Origin of the sequence: Trichococcus alkaliphilus (assembly GCF_003008695.1) — a bacterium.
In the GTDB taxonomy this organism is placed as follows: Bacteria; Bacillota; Bacilli; order Lactobacillales; family Aerococcaceae; genus Trichococcus; species Trichococcus alkaliphilus.
The window spans coordinates 205,368-224,456 of sequence record NZ_PXZT01000002.1; the positions used below are offsets into that span (position 1 = coordinate 205,368).

Consider the following 19,089-nt stretch of genomic DNA (forward strand, 5'->3'; position numbering starts at 1 on the left):
GTCCTTAACCTCGTTAGTGCTCAAACTCTGAGCTCAGGATTCATCACACACTGATTATAATTTAGCTTGCCATTTGTCGGTCCAGACTAGATCGTTGTGGCCGCCTTTAAATTCGGATTTGCCTTCCAGTTTGTCGATGACTTGTTTGATTGTTTCTTGGTTGTTGTGGTAGGCATTGATGAATGTTTTCACCATTGTCGCATCATGCAGATGTGTCGTGAAGTTCAATGATACGAATGCATGCGGAACTTCCCAAACAAACCAAGGAACTTCGTTTGCCATGGCAGTGCTCCATTGGATGCGGTAGTTGTTTTGAGCGCCGTAGCCGACGATATCAGAAACTTCCAAAGCGAAGTCCACTTCATCACGGTATTTCAAAGTAGCGCCTTTCACGCGGGATCCGCGTTCGTTGACGGTCACTTCATAGCCGCGGCTTGTCAATTCGTCAATGAACAATTGTTGCGTTGCTGAACCGGCATCATTGATTCCGCCTTTTTCGCCTTCCAAAATGTACAAGCGGATGCGTTTGTGATCAACAGGGTTGATTGGCAAGTTATTTTGGGTATCTTTGATCAGAGAGATCCCTTTATCAGCAGCTTCCGCTCTCCATTGCAGATGCTCTGCATTGCCGATGACTTTCAAGTCTTCGCGTGTGCGCAACAATGTGCCGTTTGCTTGTTTTTCAGGCAAGTGCAATTTAGCTTTCAAGCCCAAGATACGACGCAAAGCATCAGTCAAACGTTCTTCAGTGATGACGCCGTTTTGGTAGCCTTTCAACATGAAACCGAAGTCCTCTTCAATGTTGTTGAAGAACAAGAACATATCGCAACCAGCAGCGATTGCTTTTGGAACATAATCTTCGCGGCGCATAGCCGATGTCATGCCTAGCATGTGCGTTGCATCAGTGATTACAAGGCCGTTGAAGTTCAGTTCGCCCTTCAATTCATCTTGGATCAATTCTTCAGCTAATGTTGCCGGCATGATGTCTTTGTCTTCTAAAGCAGGGTTCAATTCTTTTTGCAAAGCAGGGACTGCAATGTGTCCAGCCATGATCATTTCAACACCGCGGTCGATGTGGTTTTGATAAACTTTACCGAAGGAAGCGCGCCATTCTTCAGGACTCAATTCATTGATGCCCAACACCAGATGTTGGTCGCGTTCTTCCGTTCCGTCTCCAGGGAAGTGCTTGATGCATTGGATAACGCCGTCTTCCATGTTTTCGCCGTTTTCAGCAGTCAAGCCATCTAAATACGCATTCGTATATTTGATGACAGTTTCTGCATCCGTACCGTAAGCACGCGTATTGACGATTGTGTTTCTCCAGTTGTAAAGGATGTCTACACATGGGTCGAAGTTGACGTTTACGCCCAATGCTTTTTCTTCACGGGCAGAAACCAGCCCGGCATGATAAGAAACTTGTGGGTCGCCTGCAGCTTCACACTGTGCACCAGAAGCGATGTATGTTCCTTCGCCGCATGCGCCGTTTCCGCCTGCATCGCAGTTGGCAGCTACCAATAAAGGAATTTTGGACATGGATTGCAATTCGTTCAACAGATCTTGGATATCTTCTTTTGAATTTCCGTGATAGCGTGCGCCACCGATGTGGAATTTTTCGATGATTTCTTGGTTTGTGAAGTCATTCCCTGAGAAGGCATCATTTCCGAAGAAGAAAAGGTTCGTGAACAATTGACCTACTTTTTCCTCATCCGTCATACCAGTGATCGTTTCGTTTACCCAAGCGACCTGTTTGTCGTTAAGATTGTACGGTTTTGCTTTTAAATCAACTAATTTTGGCACTTTTTTTCCTCCTGATAACGTAATGTTTCTAACTTGCAAATAGTGAAAATGAGATTAATCGAATTGAGCCAATAATGCATGGAATTCCCCAAGCACTTTTTCTTGGTAAGCTCCTGCATATTCTTTGTTCAGGAATTTCTCGATCGCTTCATTGCTTAGACGTTCCCAAGAGAATTCTTCTTTTCCGAAGAGGATCGGATAATAGAATACTCCATTCACCGCTGCCGCTTGTTCATCTCCTGGTGCGTCGCCGACCATCAAAATTTCGTCAGCTGCATAGCCTTTCGTCAACAGATCAGCGATAGCGTCCGCTTTGCTGCCTACTTCCTGGCCGTAGACTACGTCAACTTGCGGCATCAGATTGTGTCTGTTCCATTCGCTGTTCAAAGCTTCACTGTTGGCTGAACTCACGATTGCGACATCCGTCAGGCCATGGATTTTTGTCAGCCCTTCGAGAACGCCGGGGAATGGCTTGTCTTCGCCAGCCAACTCGGTTTCGATGCCTTCGTTGACTTTCTTGCTCCATACCAAAGCTTTTTCCAGATCTTCGGAAGAAGCTTTCGCGATCTCCGCTTCAAGTGAGGCATTCGATAATGATGGCGCATTGTTTGCCCAATCGGTCAGTGCCGTAATATCGCCGATGTCTTCGCCTTTTTCCTGCGCTTCGATCAACGTCAAGACCAATGCTTTGAAGCGATTGATGCCGCGTGTGCTTGAGAACAGGTTGATGCGGTTCCAGTCAGCCAAGAAAGTTTTGCGATCTTTGATGCCATACTCATCCGCTGCCAAAGGACCGAAGAAACGTTCATGCTTCACGTTCATCGTATCCATTGCGCAACCGTCCGAATCGACACAGACTAGGAATTTTTTTTGTTTCGTGAATTGTGTTGGGTGTGTAGACATATTTTTCTCTCCTAACTTGATATCAACGTGAAAAAAAGACAGATAGAGAAGAACTGTGCAACACATTTCGTTCTATCTGCCCTATTCAATTACTTAAACTTATACGCCTGAATACGCGTTGAAGCCGCCATCGATCGGCAATACGACGCCGTTCACAAAGCTTGCAGCTTTATCGTCAGCCAAGAACAGCAAGCCGCCGATCAATTCATGCGGTTCGCCGAAACGGCCCATTGGTGTGCCGTTCAGGATTTTGCCTGTACGAGGAGTCGGTGTGCCATCTTCATTGAACAATAGCGCTTGGTTTTGTTTTGAAACCAAGAAACCAGGAGCGATCGCATTGACACGGATGCCTACGTGAGCAAAGTGGACAGCCAACCATTCAGTCAAGTTGGAGATAGCAGCTTTTGCGCCTGAGTAAGCAACGATTTTGGTCAATGGTGTGAAACCGTTCATGCTTGAGATGTTGATGATGTTAGCGCCTGGACGGCCAACCATGTCTTTAGCAAAAACTTGTGTAGGCAATACTGTACCCAAGAAGTTCAAGTTGAAGACGAATTCGATGCCGCTTTGTTCCAAGTCGAAGAATGTTTTTGTTCCTTCAGGCAGATCAGTTTCGTGGTACTCGTTGTCAGTCGTTGCGCGCGCGTTGTTGCCGCCTGCTCCGTTGACCAAGATATCCACTTCGCCTAATTCGGCTACGACAGCTTCTTTAGCTGCTTGCAGACTTGGCAATTCCAATACGTTGGCTTTGAATGCTTTAGCGATACCGCCTGCAGCTACGATTTCGTCAGCGTATGCTTGTGCGTTATCCAAGTTTAAGTCCAAAAGAGCTACTTTAGCGCCTGCTCTGGCGAATTCTTTCGCGAAATAAGAGCATAAAACGCCGCCTGCACCTGTTACTACTACTACTTTATCGGTAAAATCATGTACGAATGGGCTTGTCATGGTGATTTTCCTTCTTCCTTATTGTTGTTTTTTTATTGTTGTTTTTGAGCTTTCAAGTTTTTCTTCACTGCTTCTTCCAAACCATTCAGGTAAGTTGCACCTAGCGCACGGTCATACAAACCATAACCTGGTTTGCCAGTTTCTCCCCAGATCATACGGCCATGGTCTGGACGGATTGCACCTTCAAAGCCGCCTTCAACACATGCTTTTACTACTTCATACATATCAATGGATCCCATTTCGGACAAGTGAGCAGATTCTTGGAATGAACGTCCGCCGACCAATTTCACGTTGCGTGCATGCACGAAGTTTACGCGTTTTTTAGCAAGCATATCTTTCAGGATAGCCACTGCATCGTTTTTAGGATCTGAAGCGAATGAACCTACGCATAATGTAACGCCGTTATATTCGCTGTCGTACAATTTGATGAAACGGTTCAATGCTTCTCCGCCAGTGATAATACGCGGCAATCCGAAGATGCTGTATGGAGGATCATCAGGGTGAATAGCCATCTTCACGCCGGCTGCCTCAGCTGTAGGCATGATCGCTTTGATGAAGTATTCTAGGTTTTCCCATAGTTTTTCTTCGTCAACTTCTTTGTATTCATCCATTAAAGCGTTCAATTCTTCAGAAGTGTAGCTTTCGTCCCAACCTGGAAGAGAAAGCGTACGTGGGTCCATTTTGTTTACTTCTTCTTCATCGAAGATCAACGCATTTGAACCATCCGGTAATTCGTATGCCAAGTTGGAACGAGTCCAGTCAAAGATTGGCATAAAGTTGTAACATACAACAGGAATTCCTGCTTTGCCTAAGTTACGTAAGGTTTCTTTGTATGCATCGATGTATTGATCACGGTCTGGACGACCCAATTTGATGGATTCGTGAACCGGAACAGATTCAATAACAGAGATGTATAGGCCTTCAGCTTCAACGTCCGCTTTCAATTTTTCAATTCTTTCCAATGGCCAAGATTGACCAACCGGGATATCGTAAACTGCAGTAACGATTCCTTTCATACCAGGGATTTGACGGATATTTTTCAGTGTAACAGGGTCCTCATGACCGTACCATCTGAATGACATTTCCATTGCAATACACTTCCTCTTCTTTTTTTATTTTTTTATTTTTTAAAATCAAAGTATGCTACAGCGTTGTTGTAGCAGATGTTCGTGATCAGCTTTTCAAGTAACTTGGCATCATTCGGGATTTCTCCACGTTCCACGAGATCACCGATGAAATCACAAAGGATGCGGCGGAAATACTCATGACGCGTATAGGAGATGAAGCTTCTTGAATCTGTCAGCATGCCGACAAAATTCATCAACAACCCTGCTTCGGATAAGGATTTCAATTGTTTCAGCATGCCGTACTTGGTGTCGTTGAACCACCAACCGGAACCCATCTGGACTTTGCTCTTGATGCCTTTATCGTTCACTTGGAAGTTCGTGATTGCCGTTCCCACTAAGTCGAAATAAGTAGGGTCAAGGTTATAGGCGATGAATTTAGGCAGTTCATTCGTCAGGTCCATTGCACCAAGAAGATTGTTCAAAGCGTAGGACACGTTCGGTTGATCCTGGATGGAATCGAAGCCCGCATCCGCGCCTAATTCAGCAAACATGCGCTTGTTGTTGTTGCGGATGGCGCCGAAGTGCAATTGCATCACGAAGTCTTTGGCAGCATAGATTTTGCCTAGTTCCACCAACAGGCGTGTTTGATATTTTGCATATTCCGCTTCCGAAATGCTGTCTCCTGCGATCGCTTTAGCGTAGATGGCTTCAATCTCTTCATCCGTGGCTTCAGCATAGTAGATTTGGGATAAACCGTGGTCGGAAACGTTCGAACCATGATCCGCAAAATATTGGATCCGCTCTTCCATTCCTTCCAGCAACTCAGCGAATGTCGCCATTCCCTTGCCTGTCGTTTCTTGCATTTTTCCAATGAAACCAGCAAATTTGGCTGCGTCTTGGATGGCAAAAGCTTCATCCGGACGGAAACCAGGAACGACGGCGACATCAAATGTCTCGTCTTCAGCGATTGCTTTATGCCATTCCAACGTATCCGTTGGGTTGTCCGTCGTGCAAATGAAGGTGACGTTGGAATTTTGGATCAATTTACGCGCTGTCAGCTTTTCTTCTTTCAACACGCGGTTGCATTCCGCATAGATTTCCTTCCAGTTGGCGCTGGTTAGTGTTTCTTCTATATGGAAATACTTTTTCAATTCCAAGGCTGTCCAGTGGAACAACGGGTTCCCTACTGCATTCTCAGCAGTGTAGGCCCAAGCTTCAAATTTTTCTTCAGGAGAAGCATTGCCGGTGATTTTTTCTTCCGGAATTCCCATCGCACGCATCGCGCGCCATTTGTAATGATCTCCGCCCAACCAGAGTTCCGTGATGTTTTCGAACTCATAGTCTTCAGCGATTTGTTGTGGGACCAAATGGCAGTGGTAATCGAAGATGGGCATGTTTTCCGCATATTCGTGGTAAAGTTTTTTGGCCGTTTCGGACTGTAACATAAAGTCGTCATGAATAAATGACATGTGAAGAAATCCCCTTCCGAGCTTTATTTTGAAATACTATTGATTATTGCGCTTTGATTTCTGCCAAGCGATCGGCGAATTCTTTAGCTGCAGCCGCCACACTCGCGTAGCCGCCTTCTTTAAGGTTGCGTGTCAAGGCACTGCCGACACCGACCGACCAAGCTCCGTTTGCGATCCATTTGTCCATGTTCTCAATGCTTACGCCACCTGATGGCATCACGTCAACCCAAGGAATAGGACCATGAACGTCTTTGATGAATCCAGGACCCAATAAACCACCCGGGAAAAGCTTGACTACTTCGCAGCCAGTTTCCAAAGCCATTTGAATTTCTGTAACAGAACCGCATCCAGGCAAGTAAGGAACCGTGTATAGGTTGCACATTCTTGAAATTTTTTCATTAAAGGAAGGGCTTACGATAAATTTCGCTCCGTTCATGATCGAAATTCTCGCAGCAACTTCATCCAATACCGTACCTGCACCTACAACCATATCCGTTCCTGCGAATTCATCAGACAGCTTACGCATAACATTTTCAGCACCCGGTGTCGAAAATGTCACCTCGATGTTCTTGATGCCTCCTTGATAAGCTGCTTTTGAAATCTCGTAACCTGCCTCTTCGGAAGCTCCGCGCACTACTGCAAACAGGTAATTCTCTTGTAATTGAGCCAGGGTATCTCTCTTGACGCTCATTTGTCATCCTCCATTCATGGTTTCGCATTGTGGAACTCAGTATCATAACTCGAGTTCATTATAGAATTTACCATCTTTTATGTCAACGATATTCCATCAGAAATATAAAAATGAATGGCCAATTGTGAAAAAAATGTGGCGTACCCTTGAATGGCTCCATAAAAAACAAAAGGATATACAAAAAACTCCCCACAAACGCATGTATCATGCGGTTCGTGGGGAGGCCCTGCTGTATCGGCTTCAGATCTTAAAGGATCAAAAGTGACCGAGCAACTGCGAAATTTTTGTGGAGTACTCCAAAATTTTTCCTGTGTAGAAGTCTTTATCAACCATATCGGACAATGGCAAGGAGATGCTGATCGCTCCTGCGGCAACTTCTCTTGCGCTCGAAAACGCTGCAGCGATGCAGACGATGCCCTCTTCAAACTCTTCATCGTCGAGGGCGTAACCATTCCTTCTGATTTCATCCAGTTCATTGACGAGTTCTTCATAAGTGGTGATTGTGCGTCCGGTCTTCTGTTCCGGAACGATACTCTCCCAATATTCACGGACGGCAGCATTTTGACGGGTGCTCAGAAGCGCTTTTCCGACCGCAGTGCAATAAAGCGGCGCTTTTGTACCAATCTTTGATTGCATCCGCACGCCGCGGGACTCACCATACTTATCGATATAGAGTACTTCATCATTGTCTTCCACAACCAAATGCACGGTCTGTTTTGTATCATCCGACAACTGACGGATCATGCTTTTGGCCACATTCAAAAAGTCGATGTTGTGGACACGTTTGTTCCCGAGATGGAACATCTTCAAGGAAATGCGATATTGCTTAGTATAAGGATTGCGGTCGATATAGCCGTTTTCCATCAGCGAGTTCACCAAGCGATGGGTCGTTGCTTTATGCAGATGGACTTTTTCGCTCAACTCCATCAGGCTGAGACTTGGATAGTCCGCCAAAGTTTCCAGGATCGATAAGGCCCGATCTATCGATTGCACTTTTGGGCTTGTGTTTGACTCTTCTTTTTGTACCATTTTTCTGATCATCCTTTTTTCGAATATAGTCTCAAACCTTACAAAATCTTTGTATACCATTCCATTTTCCATACTTATCTAATCAAAACTCAGCATTTAGATTCATTAAACGGGAAACCGTTTCACATTGTGATATTATAGCAAATAAAATGCAGCATGATAAGCCCCTGAGTGATATTTCCATAAATATTTATATGTGGGTACAGATCCACACATTCACGACGACAGCTTCTGTGTCTTCTTATGGAAGCAAACGCTGAGGATTATGTCAGAAATTTGACAATTCCGCCTTCGTATTTGACTATTTCATCTGATCTTCTTTGACTTGAATACGTTTTCTCACTATACTCTTATCAGATTAAGAAAATCGGTTTCATATTGTGATATACTATTCCCGTTATTATTTTCGCTCTTCTGATCAAAAATAATCTTTTTAGGGAGGAAGTTTAAAAATGGCTCAAAATCAGGTAAGAGGCGCTGTAAAGCGTCCGTTCGGATTCCGTGACCTACTCGGATACTTCATGGGCGACTTCGGCTGCAACATGAGTTTCACGTTAATTTCCAGCTACATGTTCATTTTCTATACACAGTACATCGGGATTTCATTGGCTCACTATTCCATAATCATTCTGATCACAAAGATCTTTGACGGCATCAACGATCCCATCATCGGCGCGTTCGTCGACCGCATGGGCGCAAACAAAAAAGGCGAAAAATTCAAGCAATGGATTCTCCGCGGCGCACCTTTCTTGGCATTGGCAGCGACTATCATGTTCATCGATGCAGCTGACTGGTCCTATCCTGCTAAGCTGGCCTTGTGTATCGGTGGCTATATCTTATGGGATATCACTTATACGGTCGTTAATGTTCCTTACGGCGCCCTGAGCTCTGTTATGAGTTCCAAACCTTCACAACGCGCGGCTTTATCCAATGCTCGTTCTTGGGGATACATCATCGCCGGTGTTCCTCTAGGCATCCTGATTCCGTTGTTCGCTTATGAACAAGTCACAAAAAATGGCCAGACAGCAAGTATTTTCCGCGGCGAAAGAATGTTCCCGATTGCAATCATTTTGGGTGTTGTTTCCATCGTTGCTTTCGCGCTTCTCTATCTGAATACAGAAGAGCGCATCCAGCACGTGGAGGTTACAGGCGAAGAAGTGAAATTCAACTATTTTAAGACGTTGCGCGATTTTTTCCGCAACCGCGCTATTCTGGGTATCGCTCTTGCCTCCATCGCACAAATCCTGTTCATCATGGGCGGAACCCAATTGCATCAATTGACTTACCAGATGTACTTCGGAGACGGAACCTTGAGTTCTTACTCCATCCTGACGCAAGTTATCCCATTATTCGTAGGTACTGCTATCGGTGGTGCATTGGTCGGAAAACTTGGTAAAAAAGAATTGTCGACTTGGCCGTTAGTTGGTTCCATCGCTGTATACGCTTTTGTTTACTTTACCGAAATCACAAATCCGATTCTTTGGATCACGTTGCAGATCCTCGCGAACAGCTTCGCCTTCGGTTTGACGATCTACACTTGGGGTATGGTTGCTGATGCGATCGATTATCAAGAGTGGAAGACCGGCACCCGCAATGAAGGTTCCGTTTACGCTACTTACTCTATGTTGCGTAAAGTCGCACAAGGTTTCGGCCAATCCTTCATACCTGCAGCCATCGCTATCTTGATACCAACACTGGATGTTAAGGATGCTGTGACTTGGACCGCTGAAAATTCATTGGCTATCCGGGATATGGCTGCCCTGTTCCCGTTGATCGGCTACATCCTCATCTTCATCTGCTTCAAGTTCATCTTCAACCTGGACAGAAAAACAGTTGCTGAGATGCAAGTCGCTCTAGGCCGCGACGAAGAATAAACCGTCCGCAGCAAACGAATGAACTGACTTCCAGAACAAAAAAAATCCCAATCGGATCATTACTTCCGGCTGGGATTTTTTGTATTATTCGAATTCTGCAAAAAGTTCTTCCGGTGTCTTCAGAACGCCACCGGTATTGGCTGACGTAACCAAAGCCGCGTAACGTGCCAACCAGCCTGTCTTCACTTTCGGCATGAAGCGTGTCTGTTTTTTCTTTCTTTCTTCCAGCACTTCATCAGCAACGCTTACGTTGATCGTACGGTGCTCCAGATCGATGACGATTTCATCGCCATCTTCAATCAAGCCGATTGGGCCGCCTGAAGCTGCTTCAGGCGAGATGTGTCCGATCGCGATACCGCGAGTGGCACCGGAGAAACGGCCATCCGTGATCAGGGCAACATCGCGGCCTAAGCCGCGTCCCACGATGGAAGAAGTTGGAGCCAGCATTTCCGGCATTCCAGGTCCGCCTTTAGGGCCTTCATAGCGGATGACGACAACATGACCTTTTTTGACTGTGCGGTTATCGATTGCTTCCACTGCCTCATCATGGCTGCTGAAGCAGATCGCTTTTCCGACGAATTTTTTGATGTCGGCATCCACGCCGCCTACTTTGATGACGCCGCCGAAAGGAGCGATATTCCCGTTCAGGATGGACAAGCCACCGACTGGGGAATAGGCATTCTCGTATTTATGGATGACTTCTTCGTTCTTGATTTCATGGCCCGCGACATTTTCACGGATTGTTTTGCTGGTGACAGTGATACGGTCCGGATGCAGGTTGCCGTGTTTGATCAATTCATTCATGATCGCCGGCACACCTCCCGCCTCATGCACATCATGCATGGAGTAAACAGATGATGGTGCTATTTTTGATAGATACGGAGTTGTTTCCGCAATCTCGTTGATACGGTTCATGTCATAGTCGATTCCGGCTTCTTTCGCCAAAGCCAATGTATGCAGCACCGTATTCGTCGAGCCGCCCATCGCCATATCCAAAGCGAAAGCATCATCGATCGCATCAGCAGTGATGATGTCAAGCGGTTTGATGTCTTTTTTGACCAAGTCCATCAATTTGAAAGCCGCTTCGCGAATCAGTTCTCTTCTCTCGTCGCTGACTGCCAAAGCAGTACCGTTGTACGGCAATGCCAATCCCAATACTTCCATCAAACAGTTCATCGAGTTGGCGGTGAACATCCCCGCACAAGAACCGCATGTTGGACAAGCGTTGGCTTCCATATCGAAGAATTCTTCCTCGGTCATGTTACCTTCTTTGAAAGTTCCCACCGCTTCAAACATGGATGACAATGTCAGAGCCTGTCCAGTAGCGGAAAGTCCAGCCTTCATCGGGCCGCCCGAGCAGAAAATCGCCGGAACGTTGGTGCGGACAGCAGCCAACAGCATACCCGGTGTAATTTTATCGCAGTTCGGGATGTAGAAAACACCGTCGAACCAGTGTGCGTTGATGACCGTTTCAGCGGCATCGGCAATGATTTCGCGTGATGGCAATGAGTAACGCATCCCGATGTGTCCCATCGCGATCCCGTCATCGACACCGATAGTGTTGAACTCAAAAGGAATCCCGCCGGCTTCACGGATCGCTTCTTTGGCGATATCACCCAATTCTCTCAAATGCACGTGACCAGGCACGATATCTGTATAGGAATTGCAGACAGCTATGAACGGTTTGTCCATGTCCCCTTCTTCCCTGATTTGTCCGGTCGCTCGCAACAAGGAACGATGTGGCGCTTTATCTATTCCTTTTTTGATTATATCACTACGCATTGCTGTCTCCCCTTTTTCCCTTATATTTATAAAAAAGAAGCCCTCATGTAATATAGGGCTCCAGCTTACGTCGAGCCCTGATTCACAAAGAATAGGACTCAACTAATTGAATAGTTTGAATCCTAGGGCATAATAATGACTAATAAAGTGTTTACAGCATGGTAAGCTGTCGTGTTAAGTGCGTTCATTCTTCTCATCATACTGCAACTCCTTTCATTATCTTTCTTTAAATATTAAATCTAAATTAGAAAAAAGTCAATGCTTTTATTTGTCTTTCATAATTCCATTCGCCTGTCTTCATGCATCCTTACAACTAAAGGACAGGGACAGGCGAGAAGTTTTCCGGAAAGCAGAGGTCAGCACTGTCCGGATCGATTGAATCGATGATCAGCTCATTTTCATATGCCAAGCTTTGCTCGCCCTCACCCATGGACATATCATTGAAATGACAAAGAATCCCTTCATACAAAGGCACAAACGGCAATGCTTCCAAAACATCTGTCGGTCTCATCAGTGCCACGGGCTTGTTGGCTTGCAGCACGTCCCCCTCCACTAATACAGTCGAAATAAAATGGGAACAAAAATAATAATTTTCCCTGTCCCATACCTTATTGAATAGAGCCGGCAATAGCCCCAGCAGATTATAATGGTATTTTTCTTTGTCCTTCTCGAATGAAGAGACATAGCCTCTCATCACAGCCGCCTGTTCCTCTGACACGGTCAACTCATAAACCGCGCATTTTGCCCGGCTGTAGAAATCGGATGTCACATCTTCTTGTATAAACCCACCGATAAAAGGGTTATTGGCTTTTTTGCGGCCGAAACTGAAGGTATCCGCCAGTTCTGCATCAAACGCCAAGGATACGTGGTTATATTTTTTTCTCGTGAACAGTTTGATGATCCGAGTCAACATCGATCCTGTATCCGTCAATAATAAATAAATCTTCTGATCTGACATCCTTATGCTCCTAAATTGTTATTACAAAATCTGACTTCCACACCTATCATTCAGGTCACTGACAAGGTAGGCCCTCCCGTTGCTGCAAATGAAAAGTCGTTCTGTTTTTGTACCCATCCTTTCATTATACCAAAAACATTCTGGCTGAATGCAACTTTTCAGAAAATTATCTTTATCTTCCTTTTTTACTTTCATCGGTACCCATATCCGCCGTTTCCCCCGTTCCCGACACTAGGATAGTCGAAGATTATTTGATAAGATAGAAGAAAAGTTGATTAGAGGGAGCAAACATACATGTACCATTGGTCTGAATTATCCAAAAACTATCCTGCATCCAGCATCCGAAAGATGGCAAAGCTGGCCGCCCAATTTGATGACACGCTGATGCTGACGATGGGCGAACCGAATTTCGAAACTCCGGAATATATCAAAAAAGCAGCGCAGGATGCCATCGCCGCCAATCATACGCACTACGGTCCGAATGTCGGTGAGCTCGCTTTCCAGCAAGCCGTCGCAAAAAAATACACGGACCAGACCGGCATCCCCTTCGATCCGAATGAAGTCATGGCGACTTTCGGCGGAACGGAAGGCATTCTGCATGTGATGATGTCAATCCTGAATCCAGGCGACGAGGTGATCATCGCCGACCCGAGCTATCCGAATTATCTCGGCCAAATCATGCTTTTGGGAGCCAACGTCGTCCCAGTGCCCGTCTACGAAGAAAATTCGTTCAAGATGCAAGCTTCCGACATCGAGCAGGTCCTGACCGACAAAACGCGCCTGATCATTCTGAATACGCCGAATAATCCGATGGGTTCGATCCTTGATCCGAGCGATATGGAAGCAATCGTTGCCTTGGCAGACCGCCATCAGATTGCAATTCTGTCGGATGAGGTCTATGAAAGCCTCATTTATGATGGAAAGAAACATTTCAGCCTGTTCCAGATACCCGGCGCAAAAGAAAATCATTTCGTGGTGAACAGCTTATCGAAAACCTATGCGATGACGGGCTGGCGGATCGGTTATGTCGTCGGCAATACGGAGGCCATCGATCGCATGGCCGAGTTTCGGGAAGGCATCGGGTTCTGTGTCCCTCCTTTCATCCAGGAAGCCGCAATCGCTGCAATCACAGGACCGCAGGATGATGTCCGTTATTTTCTGGACCAATATGACCGTCGCCGCCACATCATCGTCGATGGCTTGAACCAGATCCCGGGCTTCCATTGTCTGAGTACGGAAGGTGCCTTCTATGCCTTTCCGAACATCAAGGCATTCGGCAAGTCCTCCTATGATTTTGCGATGGAAATCTTGACGGAAACCCACGTAGCGCTGACGCCGGGCTCCGCTTTCGGGAAAATGGGCGAAGGCTACTTGAGGATCCCTTTCGCCGAATCGGAAGAAGTCCTGCAGGAAGCCGTTGACCGCATCAAAGCCTATATCATAAAAGCTTATCCACATTTATAGGACAAAAAAACGACGAGGCAACTCGTCGTTTTTTTTGATTGCTAAATATCGATTTTGGCGGATTTATTTTTTTTCCATGCTTGCCAGACATGGTAGGCATACTGGGAGAAGGTGATGACAGCCAATCCTCCGACGAACAGCTGCAGATAGACCAGTCCCGGCAGGCGGAACAAGGAGAGCAGGATCGTGGCAAAAATCAGGACGGTCGTGGCCTTCCCGAATACATTCGCCGGCACGATGATTTTCGGCTCGACATTCAGTAAAGCCACGCCCAGCACTATCTGTAGGCCATCTTTTATCAATACGATCAGGAAAAACCAGTTTTCGATATACCCGATGTCCATCAAGGTGTACAGAACCGAAATCTGCATCACTTTATCCGCAAAAGGGTCAGCCACCTGTCCGAATTTCGTGATGGCATCATATTTCCTGGCGATATAGCCATCGATGATGTCGGTAAGGCTGGCGACCAGAAAAATGATCATCGCCCAACGGACTGGGTGCGCCGCATCCGAATAGAAGACCATCAAATAAAAAGGGATCAAAAACAGGCGTATCAGCGTCAGGATGTTCGGTACACGTTTCATAAGTTAAGCCTCCCAGCTACCATTGGCGTTCTTCTTACCTATATTTTAATCTATGGCGCGTTCTTTAGCTATTTTTAGCAGAGTTGAACGCAAAAAAAAGTTCAGAAACCCACTAACCGGATGGCAGCAGGTTTCTGAACGATTTTCAATAATGCATCACGTTGTCTTGATAATGGATGCCTGTCCCCGCCAGGAAGACGATTTCATCAAAGAAATATTGCATTTTCTGGGAAGAGGCCAGCATAAATTCCGGATGCCACTGCACCGCGAAGATATTTTGGCTTCTTTCTTTTGCTTGGAAGGCTTCAATCAATCCGTCGGAGCTCCAAGCGATGGCCTCAAAAGGCTCCGCCAATTCCTTGACGCCCTGATGATGGAAAGAGTTGACGAGATGCTTCTCACCTAAAAAGGAACGCAAGAAATTATTCGGGGCAATCGAAATCGAATGGGAAGCATACTGGATGTTCGTTTTTTGGTCATGTTGGACATCATACTCTTCCAGCTGGCTGATATCCTGATGCAAGCTTCCGCCAAAAGCGACATTGATCAACTGCATCCCGCGGCATACTGCAAAAATCGGTTTGCATTGATTGTACGCTTCTCTGGCCAAAGCAATCTCGAAAGCGTCCCTCGCCGGATGCGTGACACCCAACCGGTGCGTCGGCTCCTCATCATAAAGAATCGGGGATACGTCCTGCCCGCCTGCCAAAATCAATCCGTCCACAGCATTGATGTAATGCTCTGCATCCATCGGATCGCTGATGGGAATCACGAGCGGAATCCCTCCTGCTACTTGTACACCATCGATAAACCCTTGCGGTGTGTATGTTTTTTCCATCTGATTGCCGAGTTCAGCACTCAGATGGTTGCCCCCAATTCCTATAATCGGTTTCATCCATTATTCCTCCCGTCACATTATTTTCTAATGAAGTGCGGTCATGATCTGCAGACACTTCCCAAAAAGGCTGTTCAAATGAGCGCACGACGTACATGCTTAACTTTTCTGCAACACATATGCATGTCCATATAGCCGTCCATCATTCTCATTCCTCCGCCCCTATTATTGCTATTCGATAAACTTTTTCACCAAATTCACATTTAAAAATAAATTAATGCTATTGTAACGTGCTGTCCCCCCTCTGTCAATGACGAATTGTGGCGTTTTTCATTGCAGCATCTCATTTTAATTCTCAATTTTTCATGAATATCCTTGATTTCCCTTGCTTTTTGGATGCTTTTGCTCTAGGATTCAATATAGAAAATAAAATTAAAAAAGAATGAGAATACTTCTGCTGGCATAATTTTTAAGGAAAGAGTAGCATTAAAAATGGACAGATTATGCGCAATTGCAAAAAGGGATTGAACTCGCGTTCGAAACAATTGTACAATTGACAGAAGCAAAAGAAAAAAGCAGTAATACTGAAGCGTATTAAAATACTATCGAAAAGAGCCAGGGCTTGCGATGTGGTCATCCACATCAAGACAAACACCCTGCCGAGGAGGAAATTATGGCAATTTGGTCAAATAATTATCACGGTTCCATGAATGAAAAGGCATTTGAATTCAATTCATCCATCGATGCAGATGCCCGTCTGGTCTATGCGGATATCGCCGGAAGTATCGCTCACGCAAAAATGTTGGGCAAAACCGAAATCATTCCCCGCGAAGAAGCGGATGCACTCGTCAATGAACTGGGCAAAATGAATGATGAACTGCAGGATGGCGATCTGACCATCGATTTCTCGGAAGAAGATATCCACAGCTTCTTGGAAGCGGAATTGACGCGTCGTCTTGGCGCTATCGGCAAAAAGGTCCACACCGGAAGAAGCCGTAATGATCAAGTAGCGACTGCTTTGAAGTTGTATTCTGTTTCAGCGTTGGAGCATCTTTCCAGCCTCACTGCCAACGTTGCCCTCGCATTGAGCGAAAAAGCCGAACAGCATCTGGAAACGATCATGCCTGGTTATACCCATCTGCAACGTGCACAACCCATCACTTTTGCCCATCACCTGATGGCTTACACGGAGATGTTCCTGAGGGACAAATCCCGTCTGGATGATGCCAAAGAACGGGTTCTGCATTATATGCCGCTGGGCAGTGCCGCTCTTGCGACAACTACCTTGCCATTGGACCGCGCCTTCACTGCTGAAGCACTTGGATTCAAGGATTTTTCCCGGAACAGTTTGGATGGCGTATCCGATCGCGACCATTCCTTGGAAATGCTGGCGGATATGTCGATCATCATGGTCCACATATCCCGTCTGGCTGAAGAAGTCATCATCTGGTCATCGCAGGAATTCGGCTTTGTGAAAATCCGGGATACATTCTCTTCCGGCTCCAGCATCATGCCGCAGAAGAAAAATCCGGACATCGCGGAATTGCTGCGCGGCAAATCCGGCCGTGTCTTCGGCGATTTGATAGGCGTATTGACTTTGATGAAAGGACTGCCGCTCGCATATAACAAAGATATGCAGGAAGAGAAGGAATTGTTGTTCGAAGCGATCGATACGGTCACATTCTGTCTGGAAATCCTGCCTGCAATGCTGAACGATATGGACGTGATGGAAGAAGCCATGCTGACGGCTTCGCAAAAAGGTTATCTGAATGCCACCGACTGCGCCGACTTCCTTGTCGAAAAAGGCATCCCTTTCCGTGACGCTTACCAGATCACCGGAAACATCCTGAAAGAGTGCGAAGAACACAACCTGACGCTGGAAAACTTCCCGTTGGAGATGTACAAAAAACACTCTGACGCTTTTGATGAAACCATCTACAAGAAGGTTGACCTGAAGGAATGCGTCATCCGCAGAAATGTAGCCGGCGGACCTGCACCGGAACGAGTGAAAGAGCACATCGAGTCAGTCAAAACAAAATTAGAAGACTACCAGATCATTTCGTGATCAATCAGCAACAGAAAGAGGCAGCCTCGAAAATGAGGCTGCCTCTTTCTGTGGTTTGGCGGTGGAATTCCCCGCCAAAAGTGGTTTTGAAGGGGAATCTCTGAGTATAAATTCAATCCCTATACAAAAAACCTTTCTACCAACGTGCTGAGCTCACTCGGGGATCCGTTCGATTTTCATCAGATTGGTTGTGCCGCTTTCTTTAATCGGCGTCCCGGCAGTAATGACGATGGCTTCTCCAGGTTGCGCAAAGCCCTTCTCTTTCGCCAAGGCGGTTACCTTTTGCAGCATATCATCCACATTTTCCGGCTCTTGGATGACGAAAGCCTGAACTCCCCAGACAAGCGTCAGCCCTTTCTGCACCCTTTCGCTGTAGGTTGCCGCCAAAATATTCGCTTTCGGCCGGTATTTGGAAATCATGCGGGCCGTATGCCCGGAACTGGTTGCCGCTACGATGGTTTTGATGCCCAGATTCATGACCGTGCGCGCTGCAGCTTGGCTGATTGCTTCGGTAACGGATGCCTTATCGAACAAAGCCAACGTGGACAGGTTACCGCCATTTGCCTCTAAAGCTTCTTCCGTCCGTACCGCAATCCGAGCCATCATCGCCACGGTTTCGACGGGGTACTGGCCGACAGCGGACTCGCCGGAAAGCATGACTGCGTCTGTTCCGTCAAATATCGCATTCGCGACATCGCTCGCTTCTGCCCGTGTCGGCCGCGGATTCCATTGCATGGAGTCCAACATCTGAGTGGCGGTGATGACTTGTTTTCCGGCCAAATTGCATTTCCGGATCAGATCTTTCTGGACGATTGGTACATCGCCCCCGTTGATTTCCACACCTAAATCGCCGCGCGCAACCATCAAGCCGCTGCACACCTTGAGTATTTCTTCGGCGTTCTGGACGCCTTCCTGATTTTCGATTTTGGCGATGATCTGCGTGTCCGTCGCATCCATTTCTTCAAGTATTTCGATAATTTCCAGGATATCACTGGCCCTGCGGACAAAGCTGGCAGCGATGAAGTCCACCCCGTTCTGGACACCGAAGCGGATATCCGAAGCATCCTTTTCCGTCAGCCCCGGCATACTGAACTTGGCTTCCGGCACATTGATGCCTTTTGAATTCTTCAGGATGCCATCCACTTGGACTATGGCTATGATTTCTTTGGTTTCATAATTGATATCCGTGATTTCCAGAACCAACAGTCCGTCATCAATCAGGATATGCATCCCGATCGTCACATCATTGACCAGTTCCGGATAGGTGACAGAGAATTTTTCTTTTGTCCCCAGCACAGGTTCCATACTGATGGTTACCGATTCCCCGGAAACCAACGTGACGGCGTCATCCGTCATTTTGTTTGTCCGGATTTTCTGACCTTGGATATCCATCATGATGCCTATGTTTTTGTTCGCCAACCGTGCAGCTTCCCTGACATTATTCAGACTGACCATATGCGTATCATGTGCGCCGTGCGAAAAATTCAGCCGCGCCACATTCATGCCGCTGTTCATCATCCTTACCAGCACATCGACGGAATCGCTTGCCGGTCCGATCGTACAGACTATCTTCGTCTTTTTCACCATTAGCCCCTCATTTCTGAATTGCCCATCTTCTTAACC

Annotated in this window: 14 protein-coding genes and 1 pseudogene; 3 read left to right on the forward strand and 12 right to left on the reverse strand. The window is 46.4% G+C overall.

All coding sequences use genetic code 11. From position 1 onward, the window contains the following. Window positions 1-54 precede the first annotated feature (54 nt). From C7R73_RS02605 to C7R73_RS02640, 7 genes are all read right to left on the reverse strand, one after another. Window positions 55-1,797, reverse strand: a complete 1,743-nt coding sequence (locus C7R73_RS02605; protein WP_106448977.1) for a glycoside hydrolase family 3 protein — start codon at window positions 1,795-1,797, stop codon at window positions 55-57. A gap of 54 nt (window positions 1,798-1,851) precedes the next feature. Next, window positions 1,852-2,700, reverse strand: coding sequence for an HAD family hydrolase (locus C7R73_RS02610; protein WP_106448978.1), 849 nt, complete (start codon window positions 2,698-2,700; stop codon window positions 1,852-1,854). Between the two features lie 99 nt (window positions 2,701-2,799). Further along, on the reverse strand, window positions 2,800-3,645 hold the full coding sequence (locus C7R73_RS02615; RefSeq protein ID WP_106448979.1) for an SDR family oxidoreductase: 846 nt from the start codon (window positions 3,643-3,645) through the stop codon (window positions 2,800-2,802). A 32-nt stretch (window positions 3,646-3,677) separates the two neighbouring features. Continuing rightward, window positions 3,678-4,733: a mannonate dehydratase gene (gene uxuA, locus C7R73_RS02620; protein WP_106448980.1), complete on the reverse strand. Its 1,056-nt coding sequence runs from the start codon at window positions 4,731-4,733 to the stop codon at window positions 3,678-3,680. Window positions 4,734-4,765: 32 nt separating this feature from the next. Continuing rightward, on the reverse strand, window positions 4,766-6,181 hold the full coding sequence (gene uxaC, locus C7R73_RS02625; protein WP_106448981.1) for a glucuronate isomerase: 1,416 nt from the start codon (window positions 6,179-6,181) through the stop codon (window positions 4,766-4,768). A 43-nt stretch (window positions 6,182-6,224) separates the two neighbouring features. Further along, window positions 6,225-6,872, reverse strand: coding sequence for a bifunctional 2-keto-4-hydroxyglutarate aldolase/2-keto-3-deoxy-6-phosphogluconate aldolase (locus tag C7R73_RS02630; RefSeq protein ID WP_086626862.1), 648 nt, complete (start codon window positions 6,870-6,872; stop codon window positions 6,225-6,227). 255 nt (window positions 6,873-7,127) lie between these two features. After that, on the reverse strand, window positions 7,128-7,901 hold the full coding sequence (locus C7R73_RS02640) for an IclR family transcriptional regulator (protein WP_106448983.1): 774 nt from the start codon (window positions 7,899-7,901) through the stop codon (window positions 7,128-7,130). Between the two features lie 452 nt (window positions 7,902-8,353). On the opposite strand from C7R73_RS02640, the gene C7R73_RS02645 reads away from it, so the two are divergent. After that, window positions 8,354-9,775 carry an MFS transporter gene (locus C7R73_RS02645; RefSeq protein WP_106448984.1) on the forward strand — a complete coding sequence of 474 codons (1,422 nt, stop codon included), beginning with the start codon at window positions 8,354-8,356 and terminating at the stop codon, window positions 9,773-9,775. Between the two features lie 84 nt (window positions 9,776-9,859). Here the strand turns inward: C7R73_RS02645 and ilvD are convergent, their stop codons facing one another. Then, complete coding sequence (ilvD, locus tag C7R73_RS02650) at window positions 9,860-11,557, reverse strand: dihydroxy-acid dehydratase (protein WP_106448985.1); 1,698 nt, start codon at window positions 11,555-11,557, stop codon at window positions 9,860-9,862. 313 nt (window positions 11,558-11,870) lie between these two features. After that, window positions 11,871-12,515 (reverse strand): hypothetical protein, encoded by a 645-nt coding sequence (locus tag C7R73_RS02655; RefSeq protein ID WP_106448986.1) that lies wholly within the window; start codon window positions 12,513-12,515, stop codon window positions 11,871-11,873. A 294-nt stretch (window positions 12,516-12,809) separates the two neighbouring features. Here C7R73_RS02655 and C7R73_RS02660 point away from each other — a divergent pair, with 294 nt between their 5' ends. Beyond that, window positions 12,810-13,979, forward strand: coding sequence for a pyridoxal phosphate-dependent aminotransferase (locus C7R73_RS02660; RefSeq protein WP_106448987.1), 1,170 nt, complete (start codon window positions 12,810-12,812; stop codon window positions 13,977-13,979). A gap of 41 nt (window positions 13,980-14,020) precedes the next feature. Here the strand turns inward: C7R73_RS02660 and C7R73_RS02665 are convergent, their stop codons facing one another. After that, complete coding sequence (locus C7R73_RS02665) at window positions 14,021-14,566, reverse strand: CDP-alcohol phosphatidyltransferase family protein (protein WP_106448988.1); 546 nt, start codon at window positions 14,564-14,566, stop codon at window positions 14,021-14,023. A 145-nt stretch (window positions 14,567-14,711) separates the two neighbouring features. Further along, entirely contained in the window at window positions 14,712-15,461 is a 750-nt protein-coding gene (locus tag C7R73_RS02670) for a gamma-glutamyl-gamma-aminobutyrate hydrolase family protein (RefSeq protein ID WP_106448989.1), read from the reverse strand. Window positions 15,462-16,074: 613 nt separating this feature from the next. Here C7R73_RS02670 and argH point away from each other — a divergent pair. Then, window positions 16,075-17,466: an argininosuccinate lyase gene (gene argH / locus C7R73_RS02675; protein ID WP_106448990.1), complete on the forward strand. Its 1,392-nt coding sequence runs from the start codon at window positions 16,075-16,077 to the stop codon at window positions 17,464-17,466. Window positions 17,467-17,628: 162 nt separating this feature from the next. Here the strand turns inward: argH and pyk are convergent. Next, window positions 17,629-19,050: pseudogene (gene pyk / locus C7R73_RS02680) on the reverse strand (pyruvate kinase); the annotation flags it as partial. Window positions 19,051-19,089: the final 39 nt, after the last annotated feature.

Bases quoted from the DNA above. Each gene is read 5' to 3' on its own strand.
- C7R73_RS02610 (WP_106448978.1), bottom strand. From the start codon at position 2,700: ATGTCTACACACCCAACACAATTCACGAAACAAAAAAAATTCCTAGTC.
- C7R73_RS02615 (WP_106448979.1), bottom strand. From the start codon at position 3,645: ATGACAAGCCCATTCGTACATGATTTTACCGATAAAGTAGTAGTAGTA.
- uxuA (WP_106448980.1), bottom strand. From the start codon at position 4,733: ATGGAAATGTCATTCAGATGGTACGGTCATGAGGACCCTGTTACACTG.
- uxaC (WP_106448981.1), bottom strand. From the start codon at position 6,181: ATGTCATTTATTCATGACGACTTTATGTTACAGTCCGAAACGGCCAAA.
- C7R73_RS02630 (WP_086626862.1), bottom strand. From the start codon at position 6,872: ATGAGCGTCAAGAGAGATACCCTGGCTCAATTACAAGAGAATTACCTG.
- C7R73_RS02640 (WP_106448983.1), bottom strand. From the start codon at position 7,901: ATGGTACAAAAAGAAGAGTCAAACACAAGCCCAAAAGTGCAATCGATA.
- C7R73_RS02645 (WP_106448984.1), top strand. From the start codon at position 8,354: ATGGCTCAAAATCAGGTAAGAGGCGCTGTAAAGCGTCCGTTCGGATTC.
- ilvD (WP_106448985.1), bottom strand. From the start codon at position 11,557: ATGCGTAGTGATATAATCAAAAAAGGAATAGATAAAGCGCCACATCGT.
- C7R73_RS02655 (WP_106448986.1), bottom strand. From the start codon at position 12,515: ATGTCAGATCAGAAGATTTATTTATTATTGACGGATACAGGATCGATG.
- C7R73_RS02660 (WP_106448987.1), top strand. From the start codon at position 12,810: ATGTACCATTGGTCTGAATTATCCAAAAACTATCCTGCATCCAGCATC.
- C7R73_RS02665 (WP_106448988.1), bottom strand. From the start codon at position 14,566: ATGAAACGTGTACCGAACATCCTGACGCTGATACGCCTGTTTTTGATC.
- C7R73_RS02670 (WP_106448989.1), bottom strand. From the start codon at position 15,461: ATGAAACCGATTATAGGAATTGGGGGCAACCATCTGAGTGCTGAACTC.
- argH (WP_106448990.1), top strand. From the start codon at position 16,075: ATGGCAATTTGGTCAAATAATTATCACGGTTCCATGAATGAAAAGGCA.